Raw genomic sequence first — 23266 nt, 5'->3', positions numbered from 1 at the left:
AAGTTTGATGGATCTAGTATAACACAAGAACATATGTTTGTTAAGCAGACGCCTCTAACCCCCACCTTCGCTGTTGGCTTAGAGGCGGGGGACTGCGACACTAAATCTGTTCAAGGAAAGCGAGAGCAGCCCTTTAGCGTTAGAACATTTCGAAGATGCGACTGAGCCAAGTGCTACAGAAACCGGAACTGCGCTTCAATCAGACCGTTATAAATGCCTTGTTGTTCCGTCAACTCTTGGTGAGTTCCCATTTCTTTAATTTCTCCATGGTCGAGGACGACGATTTTATCGGCATGGCGGATTGTGGACAACCGGTGGGCGACGATAAACGAAGTACGGCCTTTGAGCAGCACCTTCAGCGCCTCCTGGATTTTCAGCTCCGTTTCGGTATCGATGCTCGCCGTCGCTTCATCCAGAATCAGAATGCGCGGATTGGCCAAAAGCGCCCGGGCAAAAGACAACAGCTGACGCTGGCCCATCGACAGTGCGCTGCCGCGCTCCTCTACCTGGGTTTCGTAGCCGTCCGGCAGCTTCATAATAAAATCATGAGCATCTACCGCTTTGGCCGCTTCCTCTACTTCCAGGTCGTTTGCGTCCAGCCTTCCGAAGCGGATGTTGTCCCTGATCGTTCCGGAGAAGATGAATGTATCCTGGAGCACAATTCCAATCTGGCTTCGGAGACTATTTAGCGTGACATCTCGGATATCTTGGCCGTCTATCGTAATTCTGCCCCCTGTAATATCGTAGAAGCGCCCAATCAGATTAATAATTGTGCTCTTGCCCGAACCGGTATGACCGACAAGCGCGATCGACTGCCCGGCTGATACTTCGAGGTCAATTCCCTTCAGCGCCGCACGCCCTTTTTCATATTCGAAATAAACCCGTTCAAAAGAAATATCTCCGTGAATGGTAGGCAGCGGTTTGGCCTCTGGTTTGTCCTGAACAAGCAGCTCTTCATCTAAATACTCAAAGATCCGTTCCGAGGAAGCCATCGCTACGAGCAGTTGATTGTATGTCAGTCCTAGCCGATTGATCGGGTCCCAGAAATTGCTGACGTATGTGCTGAATGCAACGAGCACGCCGACGGTCAGATTGCCTGTCTGTATCATATACGCGCCTAACCAGAATAGAACCAGCGTTCCGAGTCCGCCCGTCACCTCAATAATCGGCCCGAATCCTTGGTTCATTGCCGATGCCTTATCCCAGGATTTCTTGCTGTCCCTGTTCATCGTGTCGAAGTAGTTCATGTTCTCAAGCTCTTGGGTATACGCCTGGGTTACCCGGATGCCCTGAATCGACTCGTTCAAATGGGAGTTGATTCGCGAGTTTTTGATCCGTACCGCCTGCCAGGCAATACGAATCGTCCGGCGATATTTAGTCGAGACGAGGAACATAATCGGAACGGTAACCATGACCGCAAGGCCTAGCTTCCAGTTCAGCGCCAATAAAATAACGACAATACCGGCAAGCTGCACGCAGTCGATAATCGAGTTCACCACACCGTTCGTGAACAGATCCTGAAGAGAGTTAATATCATTGGTGACTCTCACCAGTATAGAGCCTGCCGGACGCTTGTCGAAGAAGTTGAACGACAGCTTCTGTATATGTTTGAACAGATCGGAACGAAGATCATAAATGACTTTTTGACCGATCACATTTGTATATTTAATACGGAATACACCCGCGATCCACTGCACGATATATAGTACGATGACGCCTGCCGTGAGCGCATATAGCAATGCCTGATTTGGGCTCCCGCTCCCAGGTGCAATTGCCTTGTCGATCGCAAGACTGGTTAGAAACGGTACCATGAGCTTCGTAATCGTCCCCAGTACCATCATCAGCATGACAATCGGCAACATTTGTCTGGCATACGGCTTCATGTAGCCGAACAACCGTGTAAACTGTTTCCAGTCAAAAGCTTTATCGATGACATCGTCATCCTTGTAAATAAACCTCTCTTGTACCGGTACGTTTGTTCCTGATTTCAGAGAATCCGGAGCTTTATTCGTTCTGCTCGCCGTTACATTATTCACTGGTGTTCACCTCCGGCGGCCTTCGCCAAATAATCGGCGTATTGAATCCGGTACACATCCCGGTAAGCCCCTGGCATGCCAATCAGTTCCTCATGGGTTCCCTGCTGCACAATTCTCCCTTCGTCCATAACGATAATCTGGTCGGCGTGGCGGAGAGATGAGATCCGGTGAGCAATGATGAGCGTCGTCCGGCCGTGCATAACCTCCTGGAAGCCTGTTTGTATTTCATGTTCTGTTTCCATATCGACCGCGCTGGTGGCGTCGTCAAGAATCAATATCCGGGGATTCATCAACAGGGCTCTCGCGATGGCGATCCGCTGCTTCTGGCCTCCCGATAGACCCATGCCGCGCTCACCTACAACAGTGTCATAGCCTTCCGGCATTTCCATAATAAAATCATGCGCCTTAGCTAATTTTGCCGCCCGGATAACCTCCTCCATCGTTACCTCATTCAGCCCGTAAGCGATATTTCCCCGAATGGAGGACGAGAACAAAAAGGTTTCCTGGAACACGGCGGCGATCTGCGATCTCAGACTCCGTACTCCCAGTTCCCTAATGTCGGTGCCGTCAAGCCTAATGCTGCCTTCATCGACATCATAAGCACGCATCAGCAGCTGGATAATCGTCGATTTGCCCGACCCGGTTCCGCCCAGAAAACCGATGACCGAACCCGGTTTAGCTTCAAAATGAATGTCCGTAACTGCCGGCACCTTGTTCCCGTAGGCAAAGGTAACATGGTCAAAGACGATATGGCCCTTAACTTCGGCTGAATTCAGCTCTCTCGCTTCTGGTTTGTCCTGTACATCAATCCACTGGTTCAACACCTCCAGCACTCTCTCTCCGGATGCTTTCGACTGCGTATAGTTGTTAATATGAAAGCCAAGACCCCATACAGGCGCAATAATATACCAGATTAGACTGAAAAAAGCGACAAGCTCGCCAAGCGTCATTTGTTTGTTAATGACCAGCGTTCCGCCCACTCCAAGCAGAATTGCTACACAAGCGCAGGCCAGAAACTCCATAGCCGGGAAGAACTTGCTCCACAGTTCGGCGGCGTATATTTGATTGTTCTTGTACCGCTCATTGCGTCCGGAGAATTTATCGACCTCATACGGCTCTCTGGCAAAAGATTTGACCGTCCGCACACCGGTAACGTTCTCCTGAACCGTTGTCGTCAGCTCGCTGAGCGCTTGCCGCATCTCCTGAAAAGCAGGGTGAATTCGGCCTTCGAATTTAAAAGCAACCGCAGCCAGGAACGGCATCGTAACTAACGTCACCAGGGTGAGCTGCCAATTCAGTGAGAGCATCATGATCGATCCAAACACTACCATGAAGAAGACATTCAGCAGCTGCGCAAATCCGAAGCCGATAAAATGGCGGATTGCTTCCAGATCTCCCGTTAGCCGGGACATGAGATCGCCGGTCTTGGCGGTGTCATAATAACGGAACGACAAAAATTGCAGCTTCTCATAACACGCGTTGCGCAGACGGTAGGCCAAATAATTCCCGAGCCTTCCTCCAAAAAATCCATGAGCAAACTGCAGACACGCCTTCACACATACAACTGCCAATACCGTCAGCGCAAGCAGGGGAACTTCACCAAATTTCATGGGCAAGATAACATCGTCAATCAGCTTTCTTAGCAGGTTGGGGGTAATCAGCCCCACTGCCGTAGCGGCAGCCAAACAAACAATCGATAGAATCAGAAAGTGCAACCTCTCCCGGTAAAAAACCCGCAGTTGCCTAAGAACATCCATGTCTCTCCTCCTTTTTTCACAAGTTTCCGAACTTTAACGCTTTCAATTTCTAGAGACTTTAAGGAGTTTATCACTCCTAATTTAATGGAGCAAAGCGGAAAAACACCCAAATTTAACGTTAAACACTCGAAATCACCGCTTGACCGGGCTAAATACGCCCCCGGATTCATAGAATGCTTCCTTTTTCTCACAAATACTGGCTGCCGCAAGAAAATTGGAAACAAATAAAAAGCGTCCCCATTGCCGGAAACGCTCATCGTTATCCTTGTCATTATAAATTGTCTGACTTTAACGGCTTCGGATTACATCAAGATGGTTCAGGCACCTTCATCTCCGTCATGACTTGCCACGTCACCCCGTACTTGTCCTCAAGCTGGCCGAAGTGTGCTCCCCAAAATTGCTGCTTCAACGCATCGATTACTTTCCCGCCTTCAGCAAGCTTATCAAAAGCTGCATAAGCCTCTTCTTCGGTCGAAAATTCCAGCAAAAGAGCCATCCCATTTCCCCGCTCGATCGTCCACAAGGAATCGCACATATAGAATAGAATACCGGCCGCCTTGAAACTCAGGTGCATAACCTTGTCCTTATACTCCGGATTCGGGTCGGGACCATCCGCGAATGTCATAACATCCACAACTTCTCCGCCAAGCGCCTCTGTGTAAAACGCAGCCTGCGATCTTGCATCCTCCGAAAAAATGTAAGGGGTCAGTTTAGCCATGCCTTCAACATCCTTTCCTTCCTGAGTTTGAATTTCACTTACATCTTAACATAGAACATATGTTCCTGTCTAGTTGTTTAAGCGAAAATAAAATACCTCACCGCAAGGGTAAGGCATCCACTTATCATTTTTTTATGACCATTCTTGAAGTTTTCTTATTCACCTCAGCATCATGGTCAGCAATATAATCATTCAGCAATTTTTGGGCGGAAACGCATTCGGTGGGTGTATTCGCGCCTGTTGTTCGCAGCAGCTCTATCATTTTTCCCTTAACATTTAGATCATTTAAAGTATCCCCACTGCGCAAGAAACAAAATTTAAGATCTTCCCCTTCCGGGAAGTACCTCTCGCTCTTGTTCGTTTCTGAATCCACTGTGAAAAATTCAATATTGCCCTCAAGATTTATCCCGCCAAAAGCAATCATGACCTTAACTCCGCGTTGATTTAAATCATCGGTATTAAAAAAATCGACCAGCGCATTATGGATTACGGAGAAATCCGTCTTTACATCAAAATACGGCAGCATCTGCACCGACAACTCTTCACAGGGCCCTTGGCTGCCCGCAAAAGCAATAAACGCTTGATTCCCGATATTAATAAATCTCTGATAATCTTCTTGCAAGATTTCATGATTATCCCCTATTAATGTTCCATCGCTCATTACGCATAAAAAGTCCTTTCTGCCCAAAACAGATACAAAGCTCATAGTATTCCTCCTAATCTTGGATATGCAGTCATTCATTTATGTAAAAAAAATACGTGTCCGAGCGCCTTGGGCAAAAATGCGTCAAGATCACTGCGGACACGTATTTGCATGTTACACAAGCCGGAAAGCTTGATCAATCAAGGCTAGCCGATGCTTCCTTCCATCTCGAACTTGATAAGACGGTTCATCTCAACGGCGTATTCCATCGGCAGTTCCTTGGTGAACGGCTCGATGAAGCCCATTACGATCATCTGGGTCGCTTCCGCTTCGGTAAGGCCGCGGCTCATCAGGTAGAAGAGCTGCTCCTCGGATACCTTGGAGACGGTCGCTTCATGCTCCAGCGTAATGTTGTCGTTCATAATCTCATTATAAGGAATCGTATCCGAAGTGGATTCGTTATCCATAATGAGCGTATCGCATTTAATATTTGACTTCGCGCCTTCCGCCTGGCGGCCGAAGGAAGCGAGTCCACGGTAAGTAACTTTCCCGCCGTGCTTACTGATCGACTTCGAAATAATGGTGGACGTCGTATCCGGTGCCAAATGGATCATCTTGGCGCCGGCATCCTGGTGCTGGCCTTTACCGGCTACCGCGATAGAGAGCACGGAACCTTTCGCTCCGCGTCCTTTCAGAACGACCGCCGGGTATTTCATCGTCAGCTTGGAACCGATGTTGCCGTCAACCCATTCCATCGTCGCGTTTTCTTCCGCAACCGCGCGTTTGGTAACGAGGTTGTAGATGTTCGGCGCCCAGTTCTGAATGGTTGTGTAGCGGACACGCGCATTCTTTTTGCAGATGATTTCTACGACCGCACTGTGCAGCGAGTTCGTGCTGTATACCGGGGCGGTACAGCCTTCAACGTAATGCACGAAGCTGTCCTCATCGGCAATGATCAGCGTTCTTTCGAATTGTCCCATGTTCTCGGAGTTGATCCGGAAGTAAGCCTGCAGCGGTATCTCGCATTTAACGCCTTTTGGAACGTAGATAAAGCTTCCACCCGACCAAACGGCGCTGTTGAGCGCTGCGAATTTGTTGTCGGTCGGAGGAATTACAGTGCCGAAATACTGCTTAAAGATCTCGGGATGCTCACGCAAAGCCGTGTCCGTATCCGTAAATATTACGCCCTGCTCTTCAAGATCATGCTGCATGCTATGGTAGACAACCTCGGATTCGTATTGTGCAGATACACCTGCAAGGAACTTTTGTTCAGCTTCTGGAATGCCGAGCTTATCGAATGTTTCCTTGATTTCAGAAGGAACTTCTTCCCAGGTCTTGCCCTGCTTCTCGGATGGTCTTACATAATACTGAATGTCGTTGAAATCCAGCTCGTCAAGGTTTCCTCCCCAACGAGGCAGCGGCATTTTACCGAATTGCTCGAGCGATTTCAGACGGAAGTCCAGCATCCACTGCGGCTCATTCTTAATCGCCGAGATTTCCTTGACAATTTCCGGAGTCAGCCCTTTACCCGTTTGAAATACCGCCTTGTGCTCGTCCCGAAAACCATATTTGTACTCTTCAATTTCAGGCGCTTTTTTGGCCATGGGGTACGCCTCCTTCAGTTTATTTAGTGGTGATGCCGCTCTTCCTCGTCGATGCCTTTGCGCAGCGCATTCCAGGCCAGAGTCGCACATTTGATCCGCGCCGGAAATTTGTTAACGCCGGACAGGGCCTCTAAATCTTCGTAATCGTCGAACGTCACGTCCTCGCCCTTCATCAGTGCAGAGAACCGGCTGGCCAAATCCAGCGCCTTCTCCACTGTCTTTCCTTTAACGACTTCGGTCATCATCGAAGCGGAGGACATGCTGATCGAGCAGCCTTCGCCGACATACCGGGCTTCCTTTACGATTCCGTCTTCCACCTTAAGCTGCAGTGTAATACGGTCGCCGCAGGTAGGATTGTTCAGTTCCACCTTCATAGCATCGTCTTCGAACAAGCCGCGGTTCCGGGGATTCTTATAATGATCCATGATTACACGTCTGTACAAATCATCCAATTGCATCGGCGAAATACTCCTTTGTCCGGATTAATGCCGAGGCCAGCCGGTCAATATCTTCTTCGGTGTTATACAAGTATAGGCTGGCCCTTGCCGTAGAACTAACTTCCAGCCAGCGCATCAGTGGCTGGCAGCAGTGGTGACCCGCCCGGACCGCTATTCCTTCCGCATCAAGCACAGTGGCTACGTCATGCGGGTGAACATCCCCCAAATTGAAGGTTATGACGCCCACTTCCCGGTTACGCGGTCCGTAAATCGATATTCCTTCAACTTCGGCCAGACGCTGCTCCGCATAGTCCGCGAGCTTAATCTCATGCCGGTGAATCTCATCCAGACCGACCTCTTGAAGGAAGTCAATCGCCGCTCCCAGGCCGACTGCACCCGCGATGATCGGCGTGCCGCCCTCGAACTTCCAGGGAAGTTCCTTCCAGGTCGAATCGTAAAGACCGACGTCATCAATCATTTCCCCGCCAAATTCAATCGGGTCCATGGCTTCAAGCAGCGCTCTCTTGCCGTAAAGGGCGCCGATACCGGTTGGCCCGCACATTTTGTGGCCGGACAAGGCATAGAAGTCGCAGTCCAGATCCTGAACGTCAACCTTCATATGCGGCGTGCTCTGCGCGCCGTCGACCACCATGACCGCGCCGTGCCGGTGTGCGATGGCCGCAATTTCTTTTACCGGGCTGGTAACGCCCATTACATTGGAGACATAGGCCACGGAGACGATCTTGGTGTTGTCCGTAATCGTCTTCTCGGCGTCTTCCAGCAGAATGGTTCCATCTTTCTGAAGCGGAATGAACTTAAGAGTCGCTCCCGTCTTCTTGGCGAGCTGCTGCCACGGAATCAGGTTGCTGTGATGCTCCATCAGGGTAATCACGATCTCATCGCCCTCGCCGACGGCGGAAGGACCATAAGAGGAAGCTACCAGATTAAGAGCCGTCGTCGTACCACGGGTAAATATGATTTCTTTGGTACTATGGGCGTTAATAAATCTGGCAACCTTCTCTCTGGCTCCTTCATAAGCATCGGTTGCGCGGCTGCCCAGCGTATGGACGCCGCGATGAACGTTGGAATTATCAAGCTCGTAGTAAGCCTTGATCGCTTCAATTACCTGCCGTGGCTTCTGCGATGTCGCGGCACTATCCAGATATACGAGCGGATGGCCGTTAACATTCTGGTTCAGGATGGGGAATAGTTCCCGGATAGAGCTGTTCATTGGCCCAACTTCCTTTCCACGAGAGACTTAAGCTGATTACGCAGTCCCTCAAGTGGAATTTGCGACACTACCGGCGCAAGGAAGCCATAAATAACCAGTTTCTCCGCATCCGAACGCGAAATACCGCGGGACATCAGATAATAGATTTGTTCCGGATTAACCTGCCCTACGGAAGCGGCATGACCTGCGGTAACATCGTCCTCGTCTATAAGTAGAATCGGATTGGCGTCGCCGCGTGCCTTAGGGCTAAGCATTAGCACTTTTTCCGTCTGCTGGCCGTCAGCTCGCGTAGCGCCTTTCTCGATTTTGGTAATTCCGTTGATAATCGACGTGGCGTTCTCACGCATAACCGCACGGGTAATCATATTGCTTGGCGTGTTCTTGCCGAAATGCTGCGCCTGCGTCGTGTAGTTGAGCTTCTGCGAGCCTGAGCCTACCGCGATAACTTTTGCGTCGGAGCTTGCCCCGTTGCCCTTAAGCACCGACTTTGTGTCGCTGGCCGTATCGCCGTCGTTCATTTCGCCGACAATCCACTCGACCGTTCCGTCATTCTCCACGATCGCGCGGCGATACGTAACATCCGTGGTATCAGCACCGAATTGATGCACCGTAGCGTAGCGGACCTTCGCTCCGGCGCAGGCGAACACTTCCACTGCGCCGTTGTGAAGTCCGGCTTCGCTCTTGCCCGATACATAGTTGTCAACATAAGTTACCGAACTGTTGCTATCTGCAACGATTAGAACATGGGGAGCAAATGAAGCCTCCGCGTCATCTGTCAGGAATACAGCCTGAACCGGTGTATCGACCACTACATTTTTCGGAATGTACAGGAATACGCCACCGTTCCACAGCGCCGCGTGCAGAGCCGCAACCGAATGCTCCTCCGGTTTGACCGCGGTGTGCAAGTACCGCCGCACTAGCTCTCCGTGCTCCTTAACCGCAGTTTGCAGATCCGTGAAGATTACACCCTGTTCCGCCAGCTCCGGGGCGAGCCGTGTATAGACCGCTCCGGAATTCCGTTGGATAATAAGGCTTCCTTCCTCCGAGCTGCCTACCAGCGCGGCAATGGAGGAAGGCGCTTCGTTCAATGCGGTGATCGCCGCACTTTCTTTATAGCTGCCGTATTGATTTATATTCCAGCGATCAATCCGAGTCTTCTCCAGCTTCGGCAATTCCAGTTCTGCGGCCAGCTCAAGCGCCTTGAGACGGCTTTCTTTCAGCCATTCCGGCTCGCCGCTTCTCAGCGATAGTTCGCTCAATCGGCCGGCGTCCACCGGAAGAATGGTTTGCGTAGTCATTATGGTCTCCTCCTTCCAGGCGTTTTTAAGCTTCCTGCCCTACGGTTTCATCTTCGATCCCCAGCTCTTCCTTCACCCATTCATAGCCATCGGCTTCCAATCGCTCCGCAAGCTCAGGGCCGCCGGATTTTACAATTCTGCCTTGCATCATAATATGAACAAAGTCGGGTTTGATGTAGTTAAGCAGACGTTGGTAGTGAGTGATAACCAGGAAACCGCGGCCTTCGCTTCGCATAGAGTTTACACCCTGCGCAACAACTCTTAGCGCGTCGATATCAAGACCCGAATCGATTTCATCAAGTATCACAATTTTCGGTTCCAGCAGCAGCATTTGCAAAATTTCGTTGCGTTTCTTCTCGCCGCCGGAGAAGCCTTCATTCAAATAGCGGTGCATGAACTCCGGATTCATCTCCAAATCCTTCATCTTGCCTTCCATTTGGCGGATAAACTTGATCAGCGAAATTTCACTTCCCTCTTCGCGGCGCGCGTTGATCGCACTGCGCAGAAAGTCGGAGTTCGTTACGCCGGCGATCTCGCTGGGGTACTGCATAGCAAGGAACAAACCGGCGCGGGCGCGTTCGTCAACGGACATCTCCAGCACGTCATCACCCTCAAGAGTTACGGTTCCTTCCGTCACTTCATATTTCGGATGACCCATCAGCGAAGACGCCAGAGTACTTTTACCAGTGCCGTTCGGGCCCATGATGGCATGAACCTCGCCGCCCTTCATTTGAAGGTTAAATCCCTTCAAGATCTCTTTCCCCTCAATCGTCGCTTTCAAACCCTCAATGACAAATTCTGCTGCCATAACGTTCATCCCCTTCATTGATCGATTTGCGAAATCAGAATTATTGCAACAGGTTGCCCTGATCCCAACATCGTGTTTAGAGTGCTTATCAAATTAAAATAATTATAAAATGATTCTCAGTGATTATCAATGATTTTCACTCATTTTATTATAATAAACCCATATTTTCAAACCGAAATTTTCATTTTCATGGATTTTTCAGGTTTTGCTCATGATAATTGTCATATTATTGCCCTAAAATGAACTTAATACTTCTTCGCTTTTCTTCAAAGGCTTCTTCGCTCAAAACAGGATTTAGCGAAATATCCTCCGGGGGAACCGCAAGCTCGATCCAGGAACGGCATCCGCCGTATTCCGGAAGCATCTCGATTTCAGCAGGCTTCTCCAGCTTGTATACTTTGAGCAGCAGTACATGCAGGGGTTCCTTCGCCTTCCATTTCAGCCGTTCCTCGGCCAACTTCCCGGTCCACATATGGTAGGGATAAAGCCGTTCAAGCTGTTCAAAATCGCGCACCTCAAGATCATCGACGGCCTCAGCATAAGCGGTAATCTTCACATGACTGGCCCCCGCATCAAATTCCGAAAGTGAACGTTCCACAGAAGCCCGGTATGGGTCTTTGACCAGATGGGTCCGTTGATGCTCGTAGGTCGGAAACAAATAAAAGGAATGGCTCTTGAGTTCGAATCGCTGGGTTTCTTCCTCGATGCCTCCTTTTCGCAGAAGCATAATCTGATCTCCTCCTGCAAGAACATCAATGGCTGAGGCCCATTCTTTCAAAGCGACAGGGTTAAGATTCATCCCCTTATCTCCCCTTCCATCCCTGATTTCTAGCTGCTTATGTATCTATTATAGCGTTATTCGCTCCATTTCGACAGGCTGATGTTAAAGAACCTTCCGTCAAATCCTGGATATGCCGGATTTTTACGAAGCAAGGAATGACCCAGTTATATGCCGCGTTAAGGATTTCTTCCTTCGTCACGGCAAGTCTGCTTATAATCATGAGCTGGCCCCGGAGTTAAGTAAATTGTCTGAAAAATACTAAGAAAAAGCCTCCGCGAAGGAGGCTTCTCTTTAGTAACAAAAGATTTTCGCAGGGGGTAACACCGCCAAGCTCGATCTCAGCCGAGGAAAGAGCGCAGCATCCAGGAATGCTTCTCGAAATCACTGCGGATTTTGATGAACAGATCCGCTGTAGGCTGATCGCTGGCTTCCTCTGCCAGCTCAATGCCTTCAGTTAACTCTTCAGCTATAGTCGTAAAGTCTTCGATCAGCGATTGAAGCATGGCGCGGCTGTCTTCCTTGCCGGTTGCTTCCTGAATCGTCGCAATCTCAAGATATTCCTTCATAGTCGCCGCAGGGGTTCCCTTAATGCTCAGCAGGCGTTCAGCTACCTCGTCCATTTTCTCCGTAACTTCATCGTATAGCTTTTCGAACTTAACATGAAGGGTGAAGAATTGCTCGCCTTTTACAAACCAGTGGAAATTGTGTAATTTGACATACAATACGTTCAAGTTAGCGACATTCCGGTTTAGTACTTGCTCGATAGAGGTTGAACCCACTTTGTTCGTTGCTTTAGCCATAGTCTATCCCTTCCTTTATCCAAAATTTTAGCCGGCTTGTTATTGATGATTCGGCCCCTGCACAGCTGTCTAATGTCCAATTACCCTTATACGCGGCTTGGCGAAACTCCAAAAAAATTAATTATCCAAATTTTTGTCAAAATACAGAATATGTTCCCCTCTTGCGTAGAATGCTCGGAGAAGACCTTCCTTATCCGCCTCATTCTCTTTATAACACCGTTCACTTCTTTCATAAATATGCAACTTATACCTACACATATTAAAAAAGGGCCCTTTCGGCCCCATTCATCCGCGGTATTGAACTAAATCATCTTAAGCAGAGCTTCAGATCCCGTCATCCCGGGAACAATCCCAAGCTTTTCCGCTTCGACCGTAACCGATTCCAAAGGAGCTTCAAGCAGCTGCTCCAGCGTCCGAACCCCCACCGCTCTGCCGGCAATGATGCCCCGGTCTGCCAGACGTTCGTTAAGCAGCCCGACATCAAGCGCGCCGCACATAATATAACCTCTATCGTTGCTGATTGTCAGCAGCGTCGTTTTGGGCAGCTTCACTTCAACTCCAAGCATAATATGACCGCCAACTGCAACTGGAACCATTGTCACCATGTATAGGCACCTCCCTCATTGTCTTACCCCGCTGTATGTTTATGCCTGTCGGGAAGCTCGCGTGTGGACGATGGTCCCAAATTTTCAATAGATATCGGAGACATAAGACCTATTTTTTTCAAACTCGACTCTATAACTATTTCATAATTAATGTTATAGTTTATATACAAAGAACCATTCCTATAAGTAAAGCTGGGGGATATATGGATAATAAAACGCTGAGTGCAGACGAGCATTACTTGTTTAATGTCGACATCTTGATAAATGCCCGTACCAACCGGCTTGCACTGCAATATTTGCTCGAATTAATGAACAGCAGCGATGTTGTCGGCGACTTCAGAATTCAATCGGAACTGCCCCTGGGAAAAACCATCGACAGCCTTCTCGATCCCCTGCAAACGATATCCAAGCAGGAACAACCTCCTCCTGGAACACAGCCTGGCATTCACCGCGCTGTACTTCAGAAGTCTGCCGTGGCGGCGCAAAGTCCCGTTTCGCCAGCAAATCCCGGCAATGAACCAGGCAATGGTAAGTCGATGGATAATCCCGCCGACCCTCTCAGCCAGATTCGCGCATTTATCCGGGACAATCGGCTGGTCCGGTTAAGAGCCAACCGTCAAGGCAAGCAGATATCCATGCCGTGCCGTATTCTGAATTTCGATGAAGCGTCCGCTACGATTAACGTCTACCACGTTGACGAGAAACAGGTTTACACGTTCAGGCTGAATGAAATTGACGAGTTTTTGTAAAATCCAAAAGGGCGCCTAGGCCAAATGGTCTAAAGGCGCCCTTTTGGGGCTTATGGCTTATTGTTGGCACCGAGAGCACCCAGATACGTCGTTTCGGCGGCTTTTCTAATATAATTATGCGTGTCTGCGGGCAAAGGCCTCCAGCGCAAGCAGCAGCCAGCCTGCAATGAAGCACACTCCGCCCAGAGGGGTAATCGCTCCCAGTACTTTGATTCCGGAAATACTCAGCGCATACAGGCTGCCCGAGAACAGAACGATGCCGGCAAGCAGCAGCCAGCCCGACCATCTCAGCCGAGAACTATCCCCCCATTGCCCTGCGGCAATACCGACAATCAGAAGACCCAGCGCATGCATCATATGATAATGAACGCCCGTTTCATATACCGCCATGGCGCTCTCCCCTAGCGAGGATTTCAGGATATGGGCGCCAAAAGCGCCTATGGCTACCGCCAGCATGGCAAGCAAAGCCCCTAAGCCTATAAATTTACGCTGCAAAGAAGACAACTCCTTATTTTGTACTGAATATTTCCATCATAACGGATGGGACGGCTCCAAATCCAGTGTCTTCATATTTGTTCCTTTTGCTTGCATTTAGTGCCGCTTTATGAAAAATTGGATATATACATAACAATCCGAAAAGGAGTGCACCAAAGTTTATGAATGAACAAGATTACTCCACAAACAACGCGCCGCAAAATGCAACCACTCCCGGCGGTGGCGACCATTCCGGCTATGCCCCCTACCGGGAGGAACCACGGGTCATCAAGCATTCCGGTCCAGGCATCGCTTCTTTTGTTATTGCCATGGTTGCGCTGGGGGGATACATCGTCTCTTTCATAGTCGCCGGAACCTTAATCGCGCCGGTGTTAAATGAAACGGGTGCGCTGAAAGGCGAAACAAGCGGAGCCTTCCTGTTTCTCGGGCTGGCCATACTTGCGCTTGCGGCGCTCAATGTCATCGGTGTAGTGGTGGGCATCATCGGTCTTGCCCTGCGTGGAAGACGTAAAGTATTCGGAATCATCGGCACGATCATCAACGGGTTAGTCCTGCTTCTGTTCCTGCTGCTTATAGCAGTGGCTCTGATGAGTGCAGGCTCCCTGCACTAATCCTGGGTGCTGCCGCCGTCCTAATAGGAATGTGGACGCGAGAACGAGAGCGGCCCCTTCGCTTGTCCCAAAAGCTTCGGGAGACAAGATCGAAGGGGCCTTTTCCTGTGCGTATACGGGTGAATCTTCACACGATTTAATGGTTCACAAGCGTATTCAGCGAAGCAAAGGCATGCGGCGGAAAACCTTCCGTTGCATCCCCATACGGGATATTCATTCTGATGATGTATCCCTGTCCGTCCGTTTCGGTTACGATATATTTTCTCGTTCCGCCATTGCCGGAAGCGGTCAGAAGCAGCCGAGCGTCAGACAAATGACTGGCTCTCTCTTGACCCTTCAGCTCCTTGACTTCTCCGGTCTTGGACAATTCTTCACGACCTTCGACCAGCAGAGCATCGAGGTTAAAGTCCGAAGGAAGCTTCTCAATGTCAGCATAATAATCGGGAGCCGCCTTCAGGTAAAGTCTTCCCTTTGCCGAGTCGAACGTAAGAATGTCGAACACATACAGCGAGTATCCGTCGCCTGGTGCAAGTGTCGCGGTCTTTTCTTCACGGCTGCCCTCAAGCATAAGCTCCAGCTGCTTCGTCTGCGGCAGTCCGGTTCCCTTTCCCGTCTCGCCTTCCGAGGCGGCCAGCTTGGTGAGTATCCTCTGCTTAAGAGAAGCGTCGCCACTCACCGCTTTTTCCACGTATTCAAAGACGACTTGGTCTTCTTCATTCAATGTTTCCGGTATGCTCTCCATTCCGGCTCCGAGCTCAAAGGCAACCGGACCTTCCTCCGTCTGAATTTCTATCGAATGGCTGTCGATTTGTCCATTATAGACGCCAGTTCCCTTAATCACCTGCGTTTCCCCGCCTGCGGGCGCGCTCGGTGAGGGGGACGGTTCAGGCGCGCTCGGCTCCGGACTTATCGCAGCCGTCGGTGAGACCGTGGCGGGCGCATCAGTTGGAACAGCGGACGGCCCATTTCCCCCGCAAGCCGTTAGGGTCAGCAAGAATACGGCCATGGCTGCCGCAGCTGATATGGAATGTCGAGGTTTCATGTTCTCATGCCTCCTTAAATTTTCGTGCTGTGTACACTCACCCTACTAAACGTTCCATCCAGTGCCAAGGTTGCAAATGAATTTTCGGAGTTACTAGCGGGAAGCTCGGTATGCTATTGTGCCGTTAACTACCGTCATCCGGGCTTTGGCGGCCAGCATTTCCTCCGCGTTAACCGATATGTCACGGTCAATTACAGTGAAGTCGGCGCGCATGCCTACGGCGATGCGACCGCGTTCACGCTCTTCTCCGGCGGCAGCGGCGCTTCCTTCGATGAACAGCCGGAGCGCTTCCGCCGTCGTAAGCTTTTGTTCCGGCAAATAGCCGGCATGCGTCTCATCCGGTTTACGGCGCGTCACAGCCGCATGCAGGCCAAGAAAAGGATTCAAAGGCTCAATCGGCGCGTCGCTTCCGCCCGCACAGGTAATGCCTGCGGCCAGCAGCTTCCTCCAAGCGTATAAATATTCCTTCCTCTCCTCGCCGACTCGGTCAAGCACCCACGGAAAATCACTGGCGACAAAACGGGGCTGGATATCGGCAATCAGCCGCAAGGCCCGCATTCGTTCCACGAGTGCCGCGTCCAGCACCTGGGCATGGATGAAACGGTCCGGCAGCGGCGCGTCCTTCGGCAGCGGCACCCTTTCCATTGCGGTCAACGTCATATCGGCCGCCGCATCGCCGATTGCGTGAACGGCGGCCGGAAAGGAACTCCGGCGTGCTGCGGCAACGATCTCATTCAGCTCCTCTTGAGTATGAATAGCTATACCGGAGGTATGCGGCGCATCGCTGTAAGGCCTGACGAGCAGCGCTGTCCGTCCTCCAATCGCGCCGTCGGAGAAAAGCTTGAGCGCGCCGATGCGCAGCCATTCATCGCCATCGCCTGGGTGAAGCCCTAGCTCCTCCGCCTCCTGAAGGAACGGATAGTACAGCAGCTGATGCGTACGGAAATATACTCCCTCTTCGTGCAGCTCCCTGTGGATTCGCAGCATCGTATCCATGCTGCCGAGCAGGCGCAGGTCCTCGGTATGCGCTGCGGTCAGTCCCAGCGACAGCGCGTGCTGACATGCCCTTCGCATGGCATTTTTCAGGGCGTCATAGCTTGGCGCAGGCTGGACCGCCGTAAACGGAAGCGAGGCATCTTCATAGATCAAGCCGTTCAGGCAGCCGTCTGCGTCGCGGCCATATGCACCTGAAGGGGGATTCGGAGTCGACTCCGTCACGCCCGCCAGACGGAACGCCTCGCTATTGCCAAGATAGGCGTGAAAGCAGGTGCGTGTAAGAAATATCGGATGCTGGTCCGTAATTTCATCGAGCTCACGTTTGTGCGGAGCTTCCGCCGGTCTGAACTCATTTTCATTCCAGTTAAGTCCGAGAATCCAGCCGCCCGGGGGAGTCGTGTTCGCGCGATCCGCGATTCTTTTTAACATTTCCACCTTTGAAGCTGTGCCCGTAAAGTCCAGCATATCCAGCTTCATACCCTGCATTCCAAGATGCAGATGGGAATCGGCAAGACCCGGAAGCACATAGCCGCCGTCCCAATCTACGGTCTTATAATCCCTCCCCGCCAGTTGAAGCTTCAACTCACGCTGCGTTCCGATCGCCGCTATGATTCCATTCTCAGTATATATAGAATCCGCAGCGTCCTGAGCGCCTTGGATTCCTGTTCCGTTCGTGAACAAAATACCAGGCATCGTTACTCCCCCTCATTACCCTCTGCTGTTTGAGCGTTCGCCATCTCTTGATAATAGGCTAACATAACGCAAACTGAACTTCACCGCAATCCCGTCATTTTACATTTTCCTAACCTTCCATCTCCGCTCAGCTGAGCGCACATATCCCTTGCGTCCGTGAATATACTTTAGGTACAACTGCTGGCTTCCGGCGCCCGGCTATTATCGCACCCTATTAATAACACCGTCAACGCCGCAGCCTGCGAGTGAATTTCGTTTCTTACATTCCATGGGAGGTGGTCAACTTTGTCACAATCGTCACAGCCTTTTTCGTTTGTTGTCTCGAAAGAAGACTGGTCCCTGCACCGCAAAGGCCATCAGGATCAGGAGCGTCACCAGCAGAAGGTCAAGGAAGCGATTAAAGGCAATTTGCCCGATCTCGTTACGGAAGAGAACATTATCATGTCTGACGGAAAGCAAATCGTCAAGGTGCCGATCCGCAGTCTGGATGAGTACCGGATCATTTATAATTACCGCAAGCAGAAGCATGTCGGCCAGGGCGACGGAGACAGTCAAATCGGCGATGTGCTTGGCAGGGAGCCGGTGCAGACCGGTCCCGGCAAAGGGGACAAAGCGGGCGACCAGCCTGGCCAGGACCTGGTGGAGGCGGAGGTTGATCTGGAGGATTTGGAGGAAATCTTGTTCCAGGAATTCGAGCTGCCGCATTTGAAGCCCAAGGACAAGGAAGAAATTGAGGTTCAGTCCATCGTCTTCAACGACATCCGCAAAAAGGGCATGATGTCCAACATCGACAAAAAGCGCACCCTGCTTGAGAACCTGCGCCGCAATGGCAGAAGAGGGAATCCTGGAATCCACGGTATCAGCCCCGACGATCTGCGCTACAAGACCTGGGATGAAACGACGATTCCGCATTCCAATGCGGTCATTATCGCGATGATGGACACTTCAGGCAGTATGGGAACGTTTGAAAAATACTGCGCCCGCAGCTTCTTTTTCTGGATGACCCGCTTCCTGCGCCGCCAATACGAGAAGGTCGAAATTGTCTTTCTGGCCCATCACACAGAGGCAAAAGAGGTCAGCGAGCATGATTTCTTCACCCGCGGCGAGAGCGGCGGCACGATCTGTTCATCGGCATATCAAAAAGCGCTGGAAATTATCGACAAACGCTATCCGCCTTCCAAATACAATATCTATCCCTTCCACTTCTCGGACGGCGACAACCTGAGCTCAGACAACGAACGCTGCGTCAAATTGATCGGGGAAATGCTAAAACGGAGCAATATTTTCGGCTACGGCGAGGTCAATCAGTACAACCGCAGCAGCACCCTCATGTCCGCGTACAAACATATTAAGCAGCCGCAGTTCATGCACTATGTTATCAAGGACAAAAAAGAAGTGTATCAGGCGCTGAAGACCTTTTTCGGCAAAAAGGAACCCGCGAGACGTTAAGCAAGACCTCTTCTGGCATGAACCATAAATGGCGACTTCAGACCGTTCACATCTAAAAAAGCTTCCCTCGCACGCAGCATGCAGCAGGGGAGCTCTTTGTAATGCCGTGTACCTTACGAACCGGACATGCCTTCCGTCAAGCTTTCGGGCTGCGGATTTGTGTACGGCCGCTCATTGATAACCGCTTGTTTTTCAGCGTCTGAGGCTCGGTTTTTCTATTTACAATTGCATCCGCTTCGATTAAGATAAGCGTAAGCAAGCGTTTTCACAAGGAGGTTCTCTATGACAGTTACCATCAAGGACGTGGCCAAGAGAGCGGGCGTTTCGCCCTCCACGGTTTCCCGGGTGTTGTCGGGCCATCCAAGAATCAGCGTGGAAACCTCCCGCAAGGTCAAGAGCATTATGGAGGAAATGGGCTACCATCCGAATATCATGGCCAAGAGTCTCGTGTCGAAGACGACGAACAGCATTTGCATCATCCTGCCAAAGCCGGCTGAAGAATTATTCTCCAATCTGTTCTTTATGGAATTGATCCGCGGGATAGTCACTCAGGCAAGCCGTTCGGGCTATGATGTCCTGATCAGCTCCGGCGCGACGGAAAAGGAAGAACTGGAGGCGGTCTCCCGGCTGCTCAAGGGACGGCGCGTCGATGGTGCGATTCTGCTCTACTCGCGCAAAGATGACACCGTGATTGATTTTTTGAAAAACAACGGATATCCCTTCGTTCTGGTGGGACGCAGCGACAAGTATGATGATATTCTGTCAGTAGATACCGACAATCTGATGGCAGCCTATGATGCCACGAATCACCTCATCTCCATGGGGCATAAGCGGATCGGCTTCGTCAGCGGTCCTCCGAACCTGATTGTGTCACGGGACCGGTTAGAGGGCTACCGGAGAGCGATGGAGCATAACGGCCTGGAACTGAAGTCCGAATGGATCGTGGAAGGAGAGTTTCTGCAGGACAGCGGCTACCGCGCCATGTCATTCTTCATGAATCTGCCGAGCCGCCCTACGGCGCTTGTCGTTGTGGACGATATCGTATCCTTCGGTGTTCTCCGGGGACTGAGCGAGCTGAATTACAGCGTCCCTGCAGATTTGGCGCTAGTCAGCTTCAACAACATTCCGCTGGCCGAACTGTCCACCCCGCCGATCAGCAGCATCGATATCGGTATTTACCATCTGGGCTACACGGCTTCCCAGGTATTGATTCAGGCCATTCAGAAGCAGAACAAAGAGCCGGGCTTGACCAGACGGTTCATTATTCCTCATCGCTTGATTGTACGCGAGTCTTCCATGCTCTCACCCGCAAGAAGTGAATAAGTAAATGAAGCATTACTTCGGCGCTTCATTTATTTTTTGTAGCCCTGTACAAACGTTTGCACTCTCCATTGGAAAATATACCAAATTTATTTTAAGGAGAATGATCATGACCGAAATTAAGGCTTGCTTGTTCGATCTGGACGGTGTACTGGTTGACACCGCCAAGTATCATTACATCGCCTGGAAGGAGCTTGCGGATCAGCTCGGCTTTGAATTTACGGAGAAGGATAACGAGCGCCTGAAAGGCGTCAGCCGCGCCGCGTCACTGAACATTCTGCTGGAAATCGGCGGACTGAATCTGGACGATGCCGAAAAAGCCAAGCTGGCTGAAAGTAAAAACAACCGTTACGTAGAGTATATCTCGGCGATGGACAGCTCGGAGATTCTGCCTGGGGCGCTGGCTTTTCTGGAGGATTGCCGAAGCCAGGGTATTAAAATCGCGCTTGGCTCCGCAAGCAAGAACGCGATGACCATTCTGGACAACACCGGACTCACGCCATATTTCGATGCGATTATCGACGGAACCAAGACTTCCGCCGCCAAGCCCGATCCGGAAGTATTCCTGCTTGGAGCCGAGGCTCTGGGCATCTCCCCTGTGAACTGCGTCGTCTTTGAAGACGCCGAAGCCGGGATCGAGGCGGCCAGCCGTGCTGGAATGGTGAGCGTAGGCATCGGCTCGCCGGAGACGCTCGGGGCCGCAGCTCTTGTTGTTCCTTCCCTGCTGGAGATGAGCGTGGCCCGGCTAAAAGAAGCTTTTGCCTCCGTTTAAATTTAGGTCTTTAATTGATAATAAAAGGAGCCGATCAGTTATGAAACAATACTTGAAGGTCGATGAATGGTCAATCATTGAGGAATCCTTCGATCCGCACACCCAAGAGATTTCCGAAAGCGTATTCAGTCTGGGCAACGGCTACATGGGCGGACGCGCGAATTTTGAGGAGAAGTACAGCGGGCCCAGCCTGCAAGGCAGCTATGTGGCCGGTGTGTACTATCCCGACAAGACCCGGGTCGGATGGTGGAAGAACGGCTACCCTGAATATTTTGCCAAAGTATTGAACAGCACCAACTGGATCGGCATCGATATCGAAATTGACGAAACACCGCTGGATCTGGCCGCTTCAACCGTAACGGAATTCCGGCGGATTCTGAACATGAAAGAAGGTACGCTGTCGCGCAGCTTCACCGCCGCCCTTGAGGACGGCAAAGAGGTTAAGGTGGAAAGCATCCGCTTTGTCAGCATGACCCGGCGGGAGATCGGCGCGATCCGCTATTCCATTACACCGCTTAATTTCTCGGGAACGATCACGGTGACCCCTTATCTGGACGGCGACATCAAGAACAAGGACTCCAACTATGACGAGAAATTCTGGAACGAGGTGGAGAAGAACATCTTTCCAAGCGGAGGCTATCTGACCCTGAAGACGAAGAAGCTCGATTTTCATGTGACCACCGCCATGGCGTATGATATTGCCGTTGCCGGAGAGAAGCTGGAAGCTGAGGCCGAGTCGGTGCTTCGCGAAAAATATGTGGGTAACATCGTTCAGGTTCCTGTCAAGGAAGGCGATCAGATCGTCATCTATAAATACGCCGCAAGCGTGACTTCACGCAACTACGGTCTTGGTCAGCTTGTGGAAGCGGCGCAAAACGCTCTCCAGTCCGCCAGAGAAGCCGGTTTTGTTGCCCTGCTGACCGAGCAGGCGGATGCCTGGAAGGATAAATGGAAAGAAAGCGATATTATCATTGAGGGCGACCCCTCTGCCCAGCAGGCGATCCGCTTTAATATTTTTCAATTGAACCAGACCTATACCGGCGAGGACGACCGGCTGAACATCGGACCTAAAGGCTTCACCGGTGAAAAATACGGCGGCAGCACCTACTGGGACACGGAAGCCTACTGCGTTCCTTTCTATCTTAGCACCGCGGATTCCTCCATTGCCCGCAACCTGCTGATTTACCGCTACAAGCATCTGGAGAAGGCCAAGGAGAATGCCCGTAAGCTCGGCTTCACCAAAGGCGCATTGTATCCGATGGTGACGATGAACGGCGAGGAGTGCCATAACGAGTGGGAAATTACTTTTGAGGAAATCCATCGTAACGGGGCCATCGCCCATGCCATCTACAATTATGTGAACTATACCGGCGACAAGTCGTATCTGGGGCAATACGGCCTTGAAGTGCTTACGGAAATCTCCCGCTTCTGGGAAGAGCGCGTCCACTACGTGCAGCATAAAGACAAATACGTCATGCTCGGCGTTACCGGACCGAACGAGTACGAGAACAATGTAAATAACAACTGGTATACAAACCGGATCGCCGCCTGGACCATGGAGTATACATTGGAAGCGCTCGCTTATTTGCTGGAAAATGAAGAAACGCGCTATGCCGAGCTGGTCGACAAGCTGGGTCTTTTGGAAAGTGAAACGGATAAATGGCAGGATATTATCGCCAAAATGTACTACCCGCTCAGCGAGGAAAAAGGCATCTTCCTGCAGCAGGACGGATTCCTCGACAAGCAGATCATTCCGGTCAAGGAGCTTGCACCCGAGCACCTGCCCTTGAACCAGAAATGGTCCTGGGACCGCATTTTGCGATCCTGCTATATCAAGCAGGCGGATGTGCTTCAAGGGCTGTATTTCCTGAACGACCGCTACGACCTGGAGACGAAAAAACGGAACTATGACTTCTACGAGCCGATCACCGTCCACGAATCCTCCCTCTCTCCCTGCATCCATGCGATTCTCGCATGCGAACTCGGATACAAGGAGAAGGCCTACGAGATGTACTTGCGGACCTCCAGGCTCGATCTCGATAACTATAACAATGATACCGAGGACGGCTGCCACACTACCAGCATGGCAGGAACCTGGATGTCGATTGTGCATGGCTTCGGGGGACTTCGGGTGCTGGACGGCCGGCTTGTGCTGAAGCCGTCTAACCCCGGGCACTGGACCTCGTATTCCTTTAAAATCATGTTCCGCAGTTCCCGTCTTAAGGTTACTGTAACCGACCAGGAAATTACGGTTGCCAACGAAACCGAGATCCCTGCTGCGATTACGATCTATGATAAGGAATACACCGTGGGCGGACTTGGCACGGTAACCTCGCAGGGCGCGCCCGCAATTATCTAGGAGTGCTGCGTTCAGGCACACGCCTCTTCGGAAATCCGCAGCTTCATATCCACCGGACCGAG

21 protein-coding genes are annotated in these 23266 nt (G+C 51.1%); 6 read left to right on the top strand and 15 right to left on the bottom strand.

Features of this window, described 5'->3' with window-relative positions:
- Positions 1-173 precede the first annotated feature (173 nt).
- The 12 genes from PDUR_RS09220 to PDUR_RS09165 form a co-directional block, all read right to left on the bottom strand.
- Entirely contained in the window at positions 174-1991 is a 1818-nt protein-coding gene (locus PDUR_RS09220) for an ABC transporter ATP-binding protein (protein ID WP_042209209.1), read from the bottom strand.
- A 41-nt stretch (positions 1992-2032) separates the two neighbouring features.
- Entirely contained in the window at positions 2033-3793 is a 1761-nt protein-coding gene (locus PDUR_RS09215; RefSeq protein ID WP_042206011.1) for an ABC transporter ATP-binding protein, read from the bottom strand.
- A 307-nt stretch (positions 3794-4100) separates the two neighbouring features.
- Complete coding sequence (locus PDUR_RS09210; RefSeq protein WP_042206010.1) at positions 4101-4511, bottom strand: VOC family protein; 411 nt, start codon at positions 4509-4511, stop codon at positions 4101-4103.
- Between the two features lie 124 nt (positions 4512-4635).
- On the bottom strand, positions 4636-5217 hold the full coding sequence (locus PDUR_RS09205) for a hypothetical protein (RefSeq protein WP_042206009.1): 582 nt from the start codon (positions 5215-5217) through the stop codon (positions 4636-4638).
- Between the two features lie 143 nt (positions 5218-5360).
- Entirely contained in the window at positions 5361-6758 is a 1398-nt protein-coding gene (gene sufB / locus PDUR_RS09200; RefSeq protein ID WP_025690805.1) for a Fe-S cluster assembly protein SufB, read from the bottom strand.
- 23 nt (positions 6759-6781) lie between these two features.
- Entirely contained in the window at positions 6782-7216 is a 435-nt protein-coding gene (gene sufU / locus PDUR_RS09195; protein WP_042206008.1) for a Fe-S cluster assembly sulfur transfer protein SufU, read from the bottom strand.
- Complete coding sequence (locus tag PDUR_RS09190) at positions 7203-8426, bottom strand: cysteine desulfurase (RefSeq protein WP_042206007.1); 1224 nt, start codon at positions 8424-8426, stop codon at positions 7203-7205. Before PDUR_RS09190 ends, sufU begins: the two co-directional genes overlap by 14 nt.
- The gene (gene sufD, locus PDUR_RS09185) at positions 8423-9724 is read right to left on the bottom strand and encodes a Fe-S cluster assembly protein SufD (protein ID WP_042206005.1); all 1302 of its coding nucleotides are present in this window, start codon (positions 9722-9724) and stop codon (positions 8423-8425) included. The genes PDUR_RS09190 and sufD overlap by 4 nt, the downstream gene beginning before the upstream one ends.
- A 25-nt stretch (positions 9725-9749) precedes the next feature.
- Positions 9750-10532, bottom strand: a complete 783-nt coding sequence (sufC, locus tag PDUR_RS09180) for a Fe-S cluster assembly ATPase SufC (RefSeq protein ID WP_042206004.1) — start codon at positions 10530-10532, stop codon at positions 9750-9752.
- A 226-nt stretch (positions 10533-10758) separates the two neighbouring features.
- Positions 10759-11331 carry a DUF1802 family protein gene (locus PDUR_RS09175; RefSeq protein WP_042206003.1) on the bottom strand — a complete coding sequence of 191 codons (573 nt, stop codon included), beginning with the start codon at positions 11329-11331 and terminating at the stop codon, positions 10759-10761.
- Positions 11332-11651: 320 nt separating this feature from the next.
- On the bottom strand, positions 11652-12113 hold the full coding sequence (locus PDUR_RS09170) for a Dps family protein (protein WP_042206002.1): 462 nt from the start codon (positions 12111-12113) through the stop codon (positions 11652-11654).
- A gap of 302 nt (positions 12114-12415) precedes the next feature.
- Complete coding sequence (locus PDUR_RS09165; protein WP_042206001.1) at positions 12416-12718, bottom strand: YunC family protein; 303 nt, start codon at positions 12716-12718, stop codon at positions 12416-12418.
- A gap of 203 nt (positions 12719-12921) precedes the next feature.
- Between PDUR_RS09165 and PDUR_RS09160 the strand changes: the two genes are divergently transcribed.
- On the top strand, positions 12922-13467 hold the full coding sequence (locus PDUR_RS09160) for a hypothetical protein (RefSeq protein ID WP_042206000.1): 546 nt from the start codon (positions 12922-12924) through the stop codon (positions 13465-13467).
- Between the two features lie 114 nt (positions 13468-13581).
- Here the strand turns inward: PDUR_RS09160 and PDUR_RS09155 are convergent, their stop codons facing one another.
- Complete coding sequence (locus PDUR_RS09155; protein ID WP_042205999.1) at positions 13582-13962, bottom strand: DUF423 domain-containing protein; 381 nt, start codon at positions 13960-13962, stop codon at positions 13582-13584.
- A gap of 161 nt (positions 13963-14123) precedes the next feature.
- On the opposite strand from PDUR_RS09155, the gene PDUR_RS09150 reads away from it, so the two are divergent.
- On the top strand, positions 14124-14573 hold the full coding sequence (locus PDUR_RS09150; protein WP_052410138.1) for a hypothetical protein: 450 nt from the start codon (positions 14124-14126) through the stop codon (positions 14571-14573).
- Positions 14574-14709: 136 nt separating this feature from the next.
- Here the strand turns inward: PDUR_RS09150 and PDUR_RS09145 are convergent, their stop codons facing one another.
- Complete coding sequence (locus PDUR_RS09145; protein ID WP_042205998.1) at positions 14710-15615, bottom strand: DUF8580 domain-containing lipoprotein; 906 nt, start codon at positions 15613-15615, stop codon at positions 14710-14712.
- Positions 15616-15708: 93 nt separating this feature from the next.
- Entirely contained in the window at positions 15709-17304 is a 1596-nt protein-coding gene (locus PDUR_RS09140) for an amidohydrolase (protein WP_042205997.1), read from the bottom strand.
- A gap of 285 nt (positions 17305-17589) precedes the next feature.
- Between PDUR_RS09140 and yhbH the strand changes: the two genes are divergently transcribed.
- The 4 genes from yhbH (at position 17590) to PDUR_RS09120 (ending at position 23204) form a co-directional block, all read left to right on the top strand.
- Positions 17590-18753: a sporulation protein YhbH gene (gene yhbH, locus PDUR_RS09135; protein WP_042205996.1), complete on the top strand. Its 1164-nt coding sequence runs from the start codon at positions 17590-17592 to the stop codon at positions 18751-18753.
- 282 nt (positions 18754-19035) lie between these two features.
- Positions 19036-20076 carry a LacI family DNA-binding transcriptional regulator gene (locus tag PDUR_RS09130; protein WP_042205995.1) on the top strand — a complete coding sequence of 347 codons (1041 nt, stop codon included), beginning with the start codon at positions 19036-19038 and terminating at the stop codon, positions 20074-20076.
- 106 nt (positions 20077-20182) lie between these two features.
- Positions 20183-20845 (top strand): beta-phosphoglucomutase, encoded by a 663-nt coding sequence (pgmB, locus tag PDUR_RS09125; RefSeq protein WP_042205994.1) that lies wholly within the window; start codon positions 20183-20185, stop codon positions 20843-20845.
- A 40-nt stretch (positions 20846-20885) separates the two neighbouring features.
- Positions 20886-23204 carry a glycoside hydrolase family 65 protein gene (locus tag PDUR_RS09120; protein ID WP_042205993.1) on the top strand — a complete coding sequence of 773 codons (2319 nt, stop codon included), beginning with the start codon at positions 20886-20888 and terminating at the stop codon, positions 23202-23204.
- The last annotated feature ends 62 nt before the right edge of the window (positions 23205-23266 follow it).

The sequence above is a fragment of the Paenibacillus durus genome, assembly GCF_000756615.1.
Classification (GTDB): Bacteria; Bacillota; Bacilli; order Paenibacillales; family Paenibacillaceae; genus Paenibacillus_AQ; species Paenibacillus_AQ durus.
Note: the sequence above shows the minus strand (reverse complement) of the source record. Positions and strands in the feature narration are given on the sequence as shown.

Bases quoted from the DNA above. Each gene is read 5' to 3' on its own strand.
- PDUR_RS09140 (WP_042205997.1), bottom strand. From the start codon at position 17,304: ATGCCTGGTATTTTGTTCACGAACGGAACAGGAATCCAAGGCGCTCAG.
- sufC (WP_042206004.1), bottom strand. From the start codon at position 10,532: ATGGCAGCAGAATTTGTCATTGAGGGTTTGAAAGCGACGATTGAGGGG.
- PDUR_RS09210 (WP_042206010.1), bottom strand. From the start codon at position 4,511: ATGGCTAAACTGACCCCTTACATTTTTTCGGAGGATGCAAGATCGCAG.
- PDUR_RS09150 (WP_052410138.1), top strand. From the start codon at position 14,124: ATGAATGAACAAGATTACTCCACAAACAACGCGCCGCAAAATGCAACC.
- sufD (WP_042206005.1), bottom strand. From the start codon at position 9,724: ATGACTACGCAAACCATTCTTCCGGTGGACGCCGGCCGATTGAGCGAA.
- PDUR_RS09175 (WP_042206003.1), bottom strand. From the start codon at position 11,331: ATGAATCTTAACCCTGTCGCTTTGAAAGAATGGGCCTCAGCCATTGAT.
- sufU (WP_042206008.1), bottom strand. From the start codon at position 7,216: ATGCAATTGGATGATTTGTACAGACGTGTAATCATGGATCATTATAAG.
- PDUR_RS09145 (WP_042205998.1), bottom strand. From the start codon at position 15,615: ATGAAACCTCGACATTCCATATCAGCTGCGGCAGCCATGGCCGTATTC.
- PDUR_RS09205 (WP_042206009.1), bottom strand. From the start codon at position 5,217: ATGAGCTTTGTATCTGTTTTGGGCAGAAAGGACTTTTTATGCGTAATG.
- PDUR_RS09120 (WP_042205993.1), top strand. From the start codon at position 20,886: ATGAAACAATACTTGAAGGTCGATGAATGGTCAATCATTGAGGAATCC.
- PDUR_RS09190 (WP_042206007.1), bottom strand. From the start codon at position 8,426: ATGAACAGCTCTATCCGGGAACTATTCCCCATCCTGAACCAGAATGTT.
- pgmB (WP_042205994.1), top strand. From the start codon at position 20,183: ATGACCGAAATTAAGGCTTGCTTGTTCGATCTGGACGGTGTACTGGTT.
- sufB (WP_025690805.1), bottom strand. From the start codon at position 6,758: ATGGCCAAAAAAGCGCCTGAAATTGAAGAGTACAAATATGGTTTTCGG.
- PDUR_RS09165 (WP_042206001.1), bottom strand. From the start codon at position 12,718: ATGGTGACAATGGTTCCAGTTGCAGTTGGCGGTCATATTATGCTTGGA.
- PDUR_RS09170 (WP_042206002.1), bottom strand. From the start codon at position 12,113: ATGGCTAAAGCAACGAACAAAGTGGGTTCAACCTCTATCGAGCAAGTA.
- PDUR_RS09130 (WP_042205995.1), top strand. From the start codon at position 19,036: ATGACAGTTACCATCAAGGACGTGGCCAAGAGAGCGGGCGTTTCGCCC.
- PDUR_RS09160 (WP_042206000.1), top strand. From the start codon at position 12,922: ATGGATAATAAAACGCTGAGTGCAGACGAGCATTACTTGTTTAATGTC.
- PDUR_RS09215 (WP_042206011.1), bottom strand. From the start codon at position 3,793: ATGGATGTTCTTAGGCAACTGCGGGTTTTTTACCGGGAGAGGTTGCAC.